The organism is Cobetia sp. D5 (assembly GCF_035666195.1).
In the GTDB taxonomy this organism is placed as follows: Bacteria; Pseudomonadota; Gammaproteobacteria; order Pseudomonadales; family Halomonadaceae; genus Cobetia; species Cobetia amphilecti.
Window position 1 is genome coordinate 1,442,288 of record NZ_CP142020.1, and the last position, 14,081, is coordinate 1,456,368.

9 protein-coding genes are annotated in these 14,081 nt (G+C 57.8%); 8 read left to right on the forward strand and 1 reads right to left on the reverse strand.

Annotation, left to right across the window (positions count from 1 at the left end; all coding sequences use genetic code 11):
- Positions 1–22 precede the first annotated feature (22 nt).
- Together U0O11_RS06135 and U0O11_RS06140 are read left to right on the forward strand one after the other, a co-directional pair.
- Positions 23–1,567, forward strand: coding sequence for an amino acid racemase (locus tag U0O11_RS06135; RefSeq protein WP_324692118.1), 1,545 nt, complete (start codon positions 23–25; stop codon positions 1,565–1,567).
- Positions 1,568–1,705: 138 nt separating this feature from the next.
- Positions 1,706–2,620 carry a LysR substrate-binding domain-containing protein gene (locus tag U0O11_RS06140; protein ID WP_317292931.1) on the forward strand — a complete coding sequence of 305 codons (915 nt, stop codon included), beginning with the start codon at positions 1,706–1,708 and terminating at the stop codon, positions 2,618–2,620.
- Positions 2,621–2,887: 267 nt separating this feature from the next.
- Here U0O11_RS06140 and U0O11_RS06145 read toward each other — a convergent pair whose 3' ends face one another.
- Complete coding sequence (locus U0O11_RS06145) at positions 2,888–3,241, reverse strand: hypothetical protein (RefSeq protein ID WP_043335079.1); 354 nt, start codon at positions 3,239–3,241, stop codon at positions 2,888–2,890.
- Between the two features lie 721 nt (positions 3,242–3,962).
- Here U0O11_RS06145 and U0O11_RS06150 point away from each other — a divergent pair.
- From U0O11_RS06150 to U0O11_RS06175, 6 genes are all read left to right on the forward strand, one after another.
- A complete protein-coding gene (locus U0O11_RS06150) occupies positions 3,963–4,709 on the forward strand; it encodes a hypothetical protein (RefSeq protein ID WP_324692120.1) in 747 nt (248 codons plus the stop codon).
- Positions 4,696–5,247, forward strand: a complete 552-nt coding sequence (locus tag U0O11_RS06155; RefSeq protein ID WP_324692121.1) for a BREX protein BrxB domain-containing protein — start codon at positions 4,696–4,698, stop codon at positions 5,245–5,247. The genes U0O11_RS06150 and U0O11_RS06155 overlap by 14 nt, the downstream gene beginning before the upstream one ends.
- Positions 5,248–5,299: 52 nt before the next feature.
- Positions 5,300–8,743 carry a BREX system P-loop protein BrxC gene (gene brxC / locus U0O11_RS06160; protein ID WP_324692122.1) on the forward strand — a complete coding sequence of 1,148 codons (3,444 nt, stop codon included), beginning with the start codon at positions 5,300–5,302 and terminating at the stop codon, positions 8,741–8,743.
- A 111-nt stretch (positions 8,744–8,854) separates the two neighbouring features.
- The gene (locus U0O11_RS06165) at positions 8,855–12,295 is read left to right on the forward strand and encodes an Eco57I restriction-modification methylase domain-containing protein (RefSeq protein WP_324692124.1); all 3,441 of its coding nucleotides are present in this window, start codon (positions 8,855–8,857) and stop codon (positions 12,293–12,295) included.
- The gene (locus U0O11_RS06170) at positions 12,292–13,404 is read left to right on the forward strand and encodes an AAA family ATPase (RefSeq protein ID WP_324692125.1); all 1,113 of its coding nucleotides are present in this window, start codon (positions 12,292–12,294) and stop codon (positions 13,402–13,404) included. Before U0O11_RS06165 ends, U0O11_RS06170 begins: the two co-directional genes overlap by 4 nt.
- Positions 13,401–14,081, forward strand: coding sequence for a DUF4276 family protein (locus U0O11_RS06175; protein WP_324692126.1), 681 nt, complete (start codon positions 13,401–13,403; stop codon positions 14,079–14,081). The genes U0O11_RS06170 and U0O11_RS06175 overlap by 4 nt, the downstream gene beginning before the upstream one ends.

The following is a 14,081-nucleotide window of genomic DNA, read 5'->3' on the forward strand; positions in this document are numbered from 1 at the left end:
AAGACATCAGGAGAACATCGTCATGGAACGCCCCAACGCACCTTCACATAAAGCCAGCCCCTCTGTCGTTCGCTACGGCGTCGTGGGTGGCCTGGGGGCGATCGGCAGCGCGGATGTCCTGCTCAAGACGGTGCGCGCGGCGCAGTACTGCAAGCCGCCGGGCGGAGTGGATATCGCCTTCGAGCAACGCCATTTCGATGATGGGCCAGGAATCGCGGCGGAGGCCTACGACCCGCTGCGGCGCAAGTTCTACGTCTACAACGTGCTCAAGGACATGCAGGGCAAGGTCGAGAACGCGATGGTGCCATGCTTTCTCTCCCACACCTTTCTGGCCGAGATCACCCCGGAAATCAGCTTCAACGTCGTCGATATCTTCGATGCGCTGCTGGCGCGCATTCGCCGCGACTATCCCGAGGTGCGCAAGATCGGCGTGCTGACCTCAAGCTACGTGCGCGCCTCCGGTATCTTCGAGCAGCGCTTCGGTGAGCCGGATGCCACGATGGCCGTCACGCACGTCACGCAAGACGGTCACCTCGTGGGAGGTGACGGCCTCGCGACAGCTGGTGGACTCGAGGTCATCTACCCCGATGCCACGCTGCAGCGTGATGCCCTGATGCAGGCCATCTATGGGCCGAGCGGCATCAAGAGCGGCCATCATGGTGGCGAGTGTCTGCAACTGTTGCTCGAGGCCTGTGATGACCTGGTCAGTCAGGGCGCGGAGATCATCGTGCCGGGCCTGAGCGAGATTCCGGTGCTGATGGAATCGCTGCAGCCGCTGGTACCGGTGCCCCTGCTTGACTCCAATCTCATCTACGCCGAATACGCCCTAGGCGTGGACCGCGAGCGCGAGAATCGCAACTTCAAGCTTGGCGTGCTCGGTGGGGTAGGGCCGGCGGCCACGGTGGACTTCATGCGCAAGGTGGTCAGTCTGACGCGTGCCGAGCGCGATCAGGACCACCTCAAGATGGTGGTGGAGCAAAATCCGCAGATTCCCGATCGCACCGCCAATCTGATCGGCAAGGGCGAAGATCCGAGCATTCCGATGCTCGCCACCTGTCAGCGGCTGGAGGCCGATGGCGCCAATGCCATCGCGATTCCCTGCAATACCGCGCATGCCTTCGTGGCGCGTATCCAGCCCTATATCGGCATCCCGATCATCAACATGCTGACGGCGGTGGTTGACCATATCGCGGCGATGCAGACGCCGGTGGCGCGGGTCGGGTTGCTCGCGACCAGCGGCACCGTGACCAGTCGTGTCTACCACGACATCATCGAGGCCTCGGGGCGTGAAACGCTGGTGCCCGATGCGCGCTGTCAGACCCGGGTGATGGAGGCGATCTACGGGCATCACGGCGTGAAGGCGGGGCATACGACAGGGGAGTGCAGCGAGCATCTGCAGGCTGCCATTTCCCACCTGCTGGCACGGGGCGCAGAAGTGATCATCCTGGGCTGTACCGAGCTTCCGTTGATCGAGCTCGATGCGGCACTACGTGAGCGGGTAGCGCTGCTCGATCCCGCGGAAATACTCGCGCAGCGCTGTGTGGCACTGGCGCAAGCCGAGGCCTGATCAGCGCTGTATGCATCCGATCAGCCAGTGAAGGGAGCTTGAAGAAAAGACACGCAGTGACGCGATATACTGCGTTCACGCAGGCCCGCTGTGTGCCTTTGCCTCATTCATGCCTCTCTTCAGGTGCTCGCCGTGGAAATGAACTGGCTGGAAGACTTCCTCACCCTGGCGGTGACGCGTAACTTCTCGCGCGCCGCCACCCTGCGCAACGTGACGCAACCGGCCTTCAGCCGTCGTATTCGCAATCTGGAATACTGGGTCGGCGCCACCCTGATCGACCGCAGCCTGTTCCCCGTCGGCCTGACCCCTGCGGGCGAATCCTTCCAGCGCACCGCCCAGGATGCGCTTTCGGTATTGCGCGTCGGCCGCGATGAGGCGCTCGGCTTCGTGCCCAAGATAGAAGAAGTCGTCTCGATTTCCGCCTCGCACACGCTGGCGGTCAGCTTCTTCGTCGACTGGCATGAACAGCTGCAAAGCCGACTGGGCAACTTGAAGGCACGTATCGTGCCCGACCACGTTGCCGGCTGTGTCGATGCCCTGATCAGCGGCAACTGTGATCTGATGCTGGCCTACAACAGCCCGCTACTCCCGACGCTCACCGACATCGTGCGCTACCCCTCCATCGTGCTCGGCTCCGAGCGACTGGTGCCCGTCAGTGCCGTCGATGACACAGGCCAGGCGTTTTACTCCCTCGACAGCGACACGCCGCAACCCTATCTCTGCTACTCCAGTGACAGCTATCTCGGCCGACTGACCGCACTGATCATCGGTCGCCAGAACCTCGCCGCGCGACTCAACTTCCGCTACGAATGCTCGATGTCTGACGTGCTCAAGCGTGGCGCTCTCGCCGGTAGCGGCATCGCCTGGGTGCCGGAACGCGCCGTGCGCGACGAGCTGGCCGCCGGGCGCCTCGTCATCATCAGCGATGATAGCCACACTGCACCGCTTGACATCTGCCTCTTCCGCCACGCCGAGCACGACCAACGCGTGGCCGAACGCATCTGGCAAGCCTGCCTGACCGCCGAAGACGAAACCCTCGAGCCAGGCCAATAGTCCGCTCGCGGCGTGCCAAGGCAGGGATAGGGAAAGAAAGGGCCCGGAGAAGAAAGAGTCCAGACAGGGCACGCAATGGAAAGAGCACGCAAAGCAAAGAGCAGGGCAATGACCTGACATCATCGCCAGAGCACAACGCAAGACGGGAGCCACCAGGGCTCCCGTCTTGCGTTGTGGCATCTGAGCGCATCTGAGCGCATCCGACCATATCTGAGCGCATCTCAGCTCACAGCTTATTGGCCGCAGCTGCAAGTCATGCAACGCCTCTCACGACAGTCGACGCGAGTTGGCCGTCGTACGCTTGTGCAACGGCTTGATGAAGAGGGTGCCCGTCGTCCACCACGGCGCCACCTTGCCGCCCGTCATCGCATTCATCCACGCCTTCTGCATCACGAACCACATCTCCCAGCTGGCCGCGATCTTCTCCGACACCATCTTCTGGTTCTCGGTGATCATCTTCGGGTCCAGCGGCGACTGGGTTCCCCACAACTGAGTGCGCGACATGATGGTCGACATGGCCGTCGACCACATCTCTACCGACGTCGTGCCCAGTTTCCAGACATCGAACATTGCAGCCGGCGTCGTCGGGACCAACTCTGACCAGGCAGGTTGTTTAGCCATTGTGCTCTCCAAGTAAGGAACCTGGGTACATTGATACGCCTGTTTTTGTTGCAGTGCAATATGAGTTTTGGCTGTGAGATGAGATAGGGCGATTCGGAGCCTCCATTATCACCACTTTCTCTATAAATCAGTAAGTTATCGGTAGTGAGGGTCAGAAAAACCGGAATTTTCCGTGCTGGGGCGGAAATTTCCCGTGGGGCTGGGGAAAGTGGATTTTTGGGGTTTGTTGGCAATGTCTTACGCAGGTGTGAGCGTTCCGCGATGTAGAGCATCAGAGGTTCACTTGCTCGGGCGTCAGTCATTGTCGCAGCGGTGGAAATTTCCGCTGGTGACGGACTAGGGGTAGCTCGGGGGGATCAGCAGTACTTTGATCATGTGACGGAAAGCGCAGGCGCATCCGGCATGGATACCGGTAGTCACTGAAAGTCGGTACAATTTACGCCCGCAAAAAGAAGTGGTGAGGCTGTGATTGGTGTCATTGCCCTAGTAGGTGAGAAGTGTAAGCCGGAGCCCACCTTGCGGGGATGCCGTGCGGTAGCCGTGTCCGGATGCAATTTGTAATGGAACCAGCTCCACCATCCCAAATCGGTGCACTGCCAAGACTTGTTAGGATGCTTGATTCACATACTTAGGACTTGGATTGATAATGCGGGCCAACGATCTACTCGAAGGGCTAGGGTTTATGTATCACTTGGGGGGAGTGCACTCATCACGCACCATCATGCTTGATGAGCTGACAACACTTTTCGGCCAAGTGGAAGCGGACGCGCCACCGGCAGCTTATCAGGCGGCGGTGCGTGAACATAACTGCTTGGGTAAGCGCTCTGGCCGCACCCGTCAGCTGACAGCTCGGCATCTGGCAGAGCTTTACGGACTTGATCCTGTAAATCCGGTTCATGCTGGTCTGCGCTTCTTTTGGTCACGCGACGAAGCGGCTCGCCCCCAGTTGGCCTTGCTCGCGGCCATCGCGCGTGACAGCCTACTCCGTGACACTATTCCAGTGGTTCTCGTCAAGTCACTTGGAGAGTCTGTGTCCCGGCAGTGGCTTGAAGAAAGGATCGAAGTCCTCTGGCCTGAGAGATTCAGTCCAGCGACACGAAAGTCGGCGGCGCAAAATATCAACAGCAGCCTCACCAAGTCTGGTCATCTTGAGGGTCGTGTAAACAAAATACGCACCCAGTTGCAGCCTGCGACGGGTGCTGTCGCCTATGCCCTCTATCTTGCTTGGTTGCAAGGTGGCAGAGGCGAGCTCTTGCTGCAAAGCCTCTACTGTCGGGTTTTAGATGTGGGTAGTGATCGGCTGTTGGAATTGGCTACCCAGGCTTCGGCGAGGGGGTGGATGGTCATGCGGCGCGTGGATAATGTGGTGGATGTTGACTACCCAGTACTAGCCCCGGTTGTCGCGAGAGCCATACAAGCCGGCAAGGACGCCGCTTTAGACAGGGAGCTCCCTCATGAGCAAAGTTAAACGCCTGATCGAATCTTATGGTCGTTTCATTGCCCTACCGTGGCGAGGTGACGCTGCGGCTGCCCAGCGAGTCATCTTTTGCGTATATCCAGAGACGGAGGAGCTACGAGTCCGTGCCAATCTAGGCGAGCTCGAGCTTGTCACTCGGCAGCATAGCCATGACTGGATACCCTTCGATTTGACCGACACCTTTGCCCTGTGGATGGGAGAACAGAAATACGCCATAGCCTATTTCAAATCCCCATCAAAGCTTTCGACTGTCATCCATCGTTACCTTGATTGGTTAGAGGCGAGGTTTATAACAGAGCTAAGCAGCGAGGGTGTGGGCGATCACCACGTCATCGCGCTCTATGGTGTCGGCAGTCTATTTGGGTTGCTGAAGGTCAAGGAAGTCGTCGACCGCTTAGCCCCCCATGTGCCAGGCAGGTTGGTGGTGCTCTTCCCGGGCAGCTTCGAGAACAATAACTACCGGTTGCTGGACGGCTACGATGGATGGAACTACCTCGCCACTCCAATCACCGCCGACGGTGCTAGGTAAGTCAAATCAACAATTTTTTGAACGCAGTACGCTATCGCAGGGGAAAGGACGCATGCGCAATCGCGATATTTATGCCAAGGATCCGTCACATCAGCATTTGATGAACGAGGGGGTGGCGTATGTCAATGACGACACCAGCAGCCGCGCCCAGGCCGTGCTCCGCTATGAACTGGAGTCCTTCGTCTGCGACGGCCAGTACGCCAAGGGGATGCAGGATATCCTCGACACCTTCCTCCGCAACCTGAGTAGTGGTACTTCCCAGCAGCCGGGGGTATGGATTAGCGGCTTCTTTGGCTCGGGCAAGTCGCACATGGCCAAGATGCTACGCAACTTGTGGAAAGATGTCGGTTTCGATGATGGTGCCACCGCCCGGGGCCTTGTCCATCTGCCTCAGGAGATCCAGGACCTGTTCAAGGAGCTCTCCACTCAGGGCAAGCGTCATGGGGGCCTATTCGCCGCTTCCGGCACCTTGGGGGCCAGTTCTCGCGATAAGAGCGTTCGCTTGGCGCTGCTCTCGGTGATCTTTCGCGCCGCCGGCTTGCCGCAGCAGTATCCCGTGGCTCGCTTCGTCATGTGGCTCCGCGACGAGGAGATCCTCGATCAGGTACGCGACGACGTGATCAGTCGCGGTGACGACTGGCAGGAAGAGCTCGATAACTTCTACGTCGCCGAGTCGCTTCATGAAGCGCTTGCTAAGGCCAAGCCAAGGAGCTTCGGTAGCGTTGAGTCCTTCACCGAGACCCTCAGCCACCTCTACCCCCACGTCAACGACGTCAGCAGCGACGAAATGCTCAAAACCATTCGTCAGGCACTTAGTCAGGATGGAAAGATGCCGCTGACCCTGGTGGTGCTGGATGAGGTACAACAGTACATTGGCACCGATGGTCAGCGTTCCATCGACGTACAGGAAGCGGTAGAGGCCTGCTGCAAGGAGATTGGTAGTCGGCTGATGTTCATCGGCACAGGCCAGACGGCTATCACTGGGACCAGTAATCTTGCGCGTCTTCAGGGGCGCTTTACCACTCGTATCGAATTATCTGACGCGGACGTGGATGCGGTGATCCGGCAGGTCGTCCTGGCCAAAAAGCCGGATGCCAAGGGGCCGGTCAAAGAGGTGATGGAAGACAATGTGGGAGAGATCTCTCGCCATCTCTCTGAGACCTCCATCGCTCACCGCCAGGAGGACACCCACCATTTCGCCCAGGATTATCCCATCCTGCCGGTGCGCCGCCGCTTCTGGGACGTCGCCCTGCGCGTACTCGACCAGACAGGCACCGATAGCCAGCTGCGTAACCAGCTGAGCATGATCCACAAGGCGATTCAGACCAACTTGGATGAGCCGCTGGGTCACATCATCCCGGGCGATTACCTGTTCTTCGATGCCACCGACAAGTTGCTTCAATTCCGCATGCTGCCGCGAAAGCTGCACGACGCCACCCAGCAATGGCGGAACGGCAGTGATGATGAGCGTTTGATGGCTCGTGCTTGTGCGGTCGTGTTCTTGATCAATAAGGTTGCCAGTACCAATACCGACCTCGGCCTGAAGCCCACGCTGAGCAATATTGCCGACCTGCTGGTCGATGATCTCAAGGCCGGCAGTAGCTCGCTGCGCAGTCGCTTGCCTGGGTTACTCGATGCGTGTGAGTTCATCATCAAGGTGGGCGATGAGTACCGCATCCAGACCGAAGAGAGCGCCGCCTGGAATGATGCCTTCCTAAGCCACAAGAGCACGCTCGGCAATGCGACTCACCAGGTCGAGACCGAGCGCGATGACCTGATTCATAAGCACTTTGCCAAGCAGGTCGGCAACCTGTCGTTGTCCCATGGTGAGGCCAAGGTGCCGCGGCCGTTGTCCCCTGTGTTTGACACCACGCTACCCAATGATGCGAATGAAAAGCTGTATGTCTGGGTGCGTAACGGTTGGTCCGACGATATCAGCCAGGTACGCGCCGATGCCCGCCAGGCCGGGTCTGAGTCGCCTACACTGTTCGTTTTCATTCCCAAGCGCTCTGCCGATGAATTGCGCAACCAGCTGATCGAATTCAGGGCGGCTGCGGCAACACTGGAAACCCGCGGCACGCCAGGCACTCCCGAAGGCCAAGAAGCCCAGGCAGCCATGCAGACCACCCGTGATGCCGTCCAACGGCGTATCCGCGAGCTGTTGGATGAAGCCTTCAATGGTGCTCAGGTCTTCCAGGGCGGTGGCAACGAGATCGTTGGTGCCACTCTGCGTGATGCCATCCTGGAAGGTGCCGAGAACGCCTTGGCCCGTTTGCACCCAAAGTTTCCCCAAGCCGACCATGCCAGCTGGGACAAGGTCTACGCGAAAGCCAAGCAGGGGGCTCCTGATGCTCTCAAGGCCATTGGCTTTGATGGCGAGCCCCAGAACCACCCGGTCTGTAAAGCCATCCTCAGCTACCTGGGCAACGGGAAGAGAGGCAGCGAGATCCGCGATCACTTCGAGCACGGTGAGTATGGCTGGCCGCAAGACGCCGTGGATGGCGCCCTGCAGGCACTGCTAGTGGCTGGGCAGATTCGTACCGCCGACGGCGTGGCGCCGCAAGAACTCGAACGTCGTGCCATCGGTAAGACCGACTTCCGGATGGAAGCTACCACCATCTCCGCTGGTGAGCGCATCAAGATCCGTAAGGTGATGCAGAAGCTCGGTGTCCAGGCAAAGTCCGGCGAGGAGTCAGCCAAGGCGCCCGAGTTCGTGGAAGCGCTTCGTAGCCTGGCGGAACGTGCCGGAGGCGGCGCCCCATTGCCTGCGCCGCCACAGTCCGAGGCACTGGAAGCGGTGCGTCTGAGTAGTGGCAACGACCAACTCAAGGCGATCGTCACCAACCAGGAAGCACTGCTGGTTGCCATCGATGACTGGCAGGTCATTGCCGACAAGGTTACCCAGCGCCGTCACGCTTGGGCGACGCTTACCCGTCTAGCCGATCATGCCAAGGGCATCAAGGGTGCAGCACCGCTGCTCGCTCAGGTCGACCAGATTCGTGAGCATCGCTCCCTGCTGGATGACCCCGACCCCGTCCAGCCGCTGCTGGCCAACCTGACCCAGCAGTTCCGTGAGACCTTCAACGAACTGCAGCAGCGCTATAAAGCTGAGCATGCTAGCGGTATGCAGCGCTTGGACGCGGATGACAACTGGCAGCAGCTCTCCCCCGATGAGAGACGTGACCTTCTGGCAAACAAGCGTCTGACGACCGCCCAAGCCCCCGATATCGCGCTTGGCTCAACCCATGAAGTATTGGAGACGTTAAGTCATGTTCGGCCCGATGCGCTGGCCGATCGTATCGCCGCGCTGTCTAGCCGCTTCGACGAAGTGCTGGTGGCGGCTGCCGAGGCCATGGAGCCTGCGATCCAGTTCGTCGACCTGCCGCGTCGGACTCTCAAGAGTAATGCCGACATTGATGCCTGGCTGGAAGAGGTTCGACAGCTGCTCCATGAGGCGCTGGAGAAGGGCCCAGTCATCACACAGTCACCCGGCTGATTCCTGTCGTCAGCCACTGATCAAAAAATCATCGCATGCACGTGAGTATTCATTTATCTGTTTGTTATTCCATGCTCGCGTGCAACGGAAACGCTTACGCAAGGAATCGGCATGCAGCCACTCGAAAAGACGCTCCGCAATCAGCTCGACCGTACCATTCGCAAGGCCCGTCCGGTCGCCGAACAGGCTGCCGAAGCTGCCCTCGAACAGCTTGGTGTCGGCGAGGAGAACCCGCCCAGCTATCTGAGCGAGGACCAGCGCGCCTTGCGCCGCCGGCTGCGGGCCCACGCCCGAAGTCTTGGTGACCCCCTCAAGGATGGCGCCCAGGCGGTGGTCCATCTGGTTGGCGAGATCGCCTATGAGCACTGGCACCGCATGCTGTTCGCCCGCTTCCTGGCCGAGAACGACTTGCTGATGTATGACGGCGTGGCCGTCACGCTAGAGGAATGCGAAGAGCTGGCAGAAGAGGAGGGCCAACCCAGCGGCTGGGCCCTAGCCGCCCGGCTGGCCAGCACCATGCTGCCCCAGGTCTTTCGCGTCGACAGCCCGGTGTTCGAGCTGACCCTGGCGGCCGAGTATCAGCAAGACCTGGAAGGCCTGCTGGTTGACTTGTCCGTGGAGGTATTCCAAGCCAGCGACAGCTTGGGGTGGGTCTACCAGTTCTGGCAAACCGACAACAAGGAGCGCATCAGGCGCTCCGAGGTGAAGATCGGCGCCGACGAGCTGCCCGCCGTCACCCAGCTGTTCACCGAACCCTACATGGTCAGCTTTCTGCTGGATAACAGCCTGGGGGCCTGGTGGGCCGCCCACCGCCTGTCGGAAACCGATCTGGCCAGTGCCGAGAGCGAGCAGGAGCTGCGCGACAAGTCCAGCCTGCCAGGCGTACCGCTAGAGTACCTGCGCTTCGTCAAGGACGAGGAAAACGGCCACTGGACCCCCGCCGCCGGCACCTTCGATGCTTGGCCCCAGAGCCTCGCCGAGCTCAAGACCCTTGACCCCTGTTGTGGCAGCGGCCACTTCCTGGTCGCCGCCCTGTTGATGCTGGTGCCCATGCGCATGGAGCTGGAGGGCCTCTCTGCCCGCGACGCCATTGACGCGGTGTTGCGCGACAACCTGCACGGCCTGGAGATCGACCAGCGCTGCGTGGAGCTCGCCGCCTTTGCCCTGGCCCTGACTGCCTGGCGCTACCCGAAAGCCGGCGGCTACCGCTCGCTGCCCGAACTTAACGTTGCCTGCTCTGGTCTGCCCATCAGCGTGGCCAAGGAGGAGTGGAAGGCCCTCGGGCTCGGCAAGAAGAACCTGACCATCGCCCTGGACTGGCTCTATGACAGCTTCAAGGACGCCCCCATCCTCGGCAGCCTGCTCGACCCCACCCGCACCAGCGCCGCCAAGATTGCCCAGTGGGGCGAGCTCTCCGAGGCGCTGAACCAGGCGCTTTCTCAGGAAAACAGCGACGAGCAGCATGAAGCTGCCGTCACCGCCCAGGGCCTGGCCAAGGCGGCGACACTGCTGGGGGATCGCTACCACTGGGTAATCACCAATGTGCCCTACCTAGCTCGCGGCAAGCAGCACCCTAGACTTCAGGAGTTCTGCGCCGACTACTACCCGGCGGCCAAGAATGATCTGGCGACGGTCTTTCTCGATCGCTGCCTGGAGCTTTGCGTGGAAGGCGGTACCACCAGCAATGTGTTGCCACAGAACTGGTTATTCCAGCCCCGGTATAAAACTTTTCGAGAAAAGTTACTGAAGAATGAACGCTGGCACTTGATTGCGCGGCTGGGAGCTGGGGCATTCGAGACCATCAGCGGCGAAGTGGTCAAGGCGATTTTGGTCAACCTGAGCCATGGTCATGAAGTAGGCCAGCCAGCAGACCTCCTGCATTCAGATAGCCAAGACAACTTGTTGAGGGGAGTGGATGTTTCTGAACGAGGCGAAGCGGCTGAGAAGGCAGAAAAACTACAGCGACATGATATAAAAGAAGTGAGACAGTCTGCACAGCTGGAAAATCCTGACTCAAGAATTTCATTAGAGAATGATGCTACGATGCATCTGCTTCAAAATTTTGCACATGGAGTGCATGGGTTTGGGAGTAAAGACTCCCCCAGGTTTTTCAAAAATTTCTGGGAAATAATAAAGCTAAGTAATGACTGGCAATTCATGTCAACAACTTTCTCTAAAACATCAAAGTTTACAGGAAAAGAGCAAATTGTTTATTGGCAAGAAGGAAAGGGGGTGCTTGCAGAGCTAGGAAAAAAAGGACTTGCCATACCCGCAGGAGAAATGGCATGGTCAAAAAAAGGCATAGCTGTAAGTCAAATGGGGGCTCTCCCTGCTTCAATACATACAGGAGAGATATTTGACAAAAATGTTGCAGTAGTCCTTCCGGAATCTGAAATTATGATGGGGCCAATTTGGTGCTTTTGCTCAAGCAATGAATTTAATGACGCAGTAAGGCAATATGACCAAAGCTTAAAAGTAACTAACAACACGCTTGTTAAAATACCATATGATCACGCTTATTGGTCACAGAAGTCTGAAAAATGGTACCCTCACGGCCTCCCAAGGCCCTATTCTGATGATCCCATCCAGTGGATTTTCCACGGTCACCCCTGCGGTTCGGTGGTCTGGGGGGAGGAGGGCAAATGGACTGCCCATGGCCCGCTGCGCACCGACGACACCGTGCTGCAGGTGGCCGTGGCCCGCCTACTCGGCTACCGCTGGCCGGCGGAGCTGGACCCCGAGATGGAGTTGGCCGAGGAGCAGCGCGAGTGGGTCAACCGCTGCGAGGCGCTGCTGGGCCATGCCGACCGCGACGGTATCGTCTGCCTGCCCGCCGTCCGCGGCGAGCGCCGCGCCGTGGATCGCCTGGAGGCCCTGCTGGCCGAGGCCTATGGCGAGCAGTGGTCCGCCACCACCCGCAGCAAGCTGCTTGAGAGCGTCGACCACCCCAGGAAGGACCTGGAGAGCTGGCTGCGTGACAAGTTCTTCGCCCAGCACTGTAAGCTGTTCCAGAACCGCCCCTTTATCTGGCACATCTGGGATGGCCTTAGGGATGGCTTCTCTGCGTTGGTGAATTACCACCAGCTCGACTACAAGATCCTGGAAACCCTCACCTACACCTACCTGGGTGACTGGATCATCCGGCAGAAAAAGCAGATCAGCGAAGGCGTCGATGGTGCCGAGGCCCGCCTCGCCGCCGCTGAGTCTCTTCAGAAGAGCCTGGAGCTGATTCTCGAAGGCGAAGATCCCTACGACATCTTCGTGCGCTGGAAGCCGCTGGAAGAGCAGCCCATCGGCTGGCACCCTGATCTTAACGACGGCGTGCGCCTCAATATCCGCCCCTTCCTGTCTGTTCCCGATGTTAAGAAGAAGGGTGCCGGCTTGCTCGTTCACAAGCCCAACATTCATTGGAAGAAGGATCGTGGTAAGGATGTGGAGTCTGCGCCTTGGTATAATCTTGGTCCCCAGCTTGGCGAAGCCAGGGGAGCAAGGATAAACGACTACCACTTGACATTGGCGTCTAAGAAGGCGGTGCGGGAGAAAGCTTCATGAGTACGAAAAACCCGATTGATCGATTGACAATAAAAGGCTTCAAGTCGATCAAGCAGCTTGATGCTTTCGAGCTATCGGCGCTCAATGTGCTGATTGGTGCCAATGGGGTAGGAAAAAGCAATCTGGTCCAATACTTTCAAATGCTCGGACAAATGGCCGAAGGTCGCCTTCAACACTGGACAGCCCAGCAAGGATCTGCGGATCGAATTGTTAGCTTTGGCGTTAAGGAAACCGATCAGATTGAGTCATTTGTTGAGTTTGGCTTGAACGGCTATAAGTTTGAGATTACGCCTACCGTAGAAGGAGGGTTCTCCTTTCAGAGTGAAAAACTCTTTTTTAATGGTCCGTACTATGGAAAGAAGTGGATTAGTTTAGGTACGGGGCACTCGGAGGCCAAGCTAAAAGAAACATATACAAGATCGAAATCAAGTAGCGAAGCGGATTACTGCTATAGCGCTATTGCAAGCTGGCGTGTCTATCACTTCCACGACACCAGCGATACGGCTGGAGTCAAGCGCTTGGGAACACTTCACGACAATGCGTACCTAAGGCCAGATGCCTCCAACCTTGCCGCTTTTTTGTATAGATTGAAAGAGGAGAATTCCGAGCTCTATGAGAAGATTGTCAAAACGGTTCGGCTTGCCATCCCGTTTTTTGACGACTTTATACTGAAGCCCAGGGCGCTCAAAACCGAAGAAGAACAGATAAGACTGCTATGGCAGCAAACCGATAGTGACTATGCGCTGTGGCCAAGTCAGCTCTCCGATGGCTCCATCCGCTTTATCTGCCTTGCCACTGCGCTGCTACAGCCCGACCCGCCATCAACGATTATCATCGACGAGCCGGAGCTGGGGTTGCATCCCTTTGCCTTGACCCTTCTCGCGAGCTTGCTGCGGTCGGCCTCCAAACGCACACAGGTGATTGTCTCGACTCAGTCCGTGCCACTGGTCAACGAATTTTCTATCGAAGACTTGGTAGTAGTGGAGCGTGAAAAGGGCAGTACGGTTTTCAAACGCCACAATGAAGAAGAGTTTGAAAATTGGCTTGAAGAGTACTCAGTGGGCGAGTTGTGGCAGAAGAATATTCTAGGCGGGAGGCCGCGCAAATGACACGTGTGCATATAATCTGCGAAGGCCAGACCGAAGAACAATTTATCAGTGAAGTACTGGCGGAGGCGTTCTGGCCAAAAGGCATTTACTTACAGCCAGCACTGATCGGTAGACCAGGCCACAAGGGCGGCAACCTGAAGTTCGAGCGCCTTTATCGCGACATAGAGTTGCGTTTGCTCGGCGATAAGGACGCGCTGTGTACCACTTTTTTTGATTTTTATGGCCTCCCCGAGGATTTTCCAGGCAAGCAGGAAGCCTCACAAAAGCGCTTTGCGGCAGAAAGATCTTGTACAGTCTTAGATGCAATGATAGAGGCTCTATGTGAGAAGCTAGGAGAAGCTCCCTTACGTCGCTTCATTCCCTACATTCAAATGCATGAATTTGAAGGACTGCTCTTTAGTGATCCGGAAGCTCTGTCAAATAATTTAGACAGATCAGCACTGGCACCTCTGCAACAGATCCGGAACAGCTTTACGTCACCCGAAGAGATCAATAATAGTCCGCAAACCGCTCCCAGTAAACGAATTCAAGGCATTTACCCTAGATATGACAAGCCACTTCACGGCACCTTGGCAGCACTTGAAATGGGCACTGACAGCATTAGGCAAGCCTGTCCGCTATTCTCTGACTGGCTTGAGCGTATTGAAGATAAAGTAACGCAAATGGCTGGATGTTAG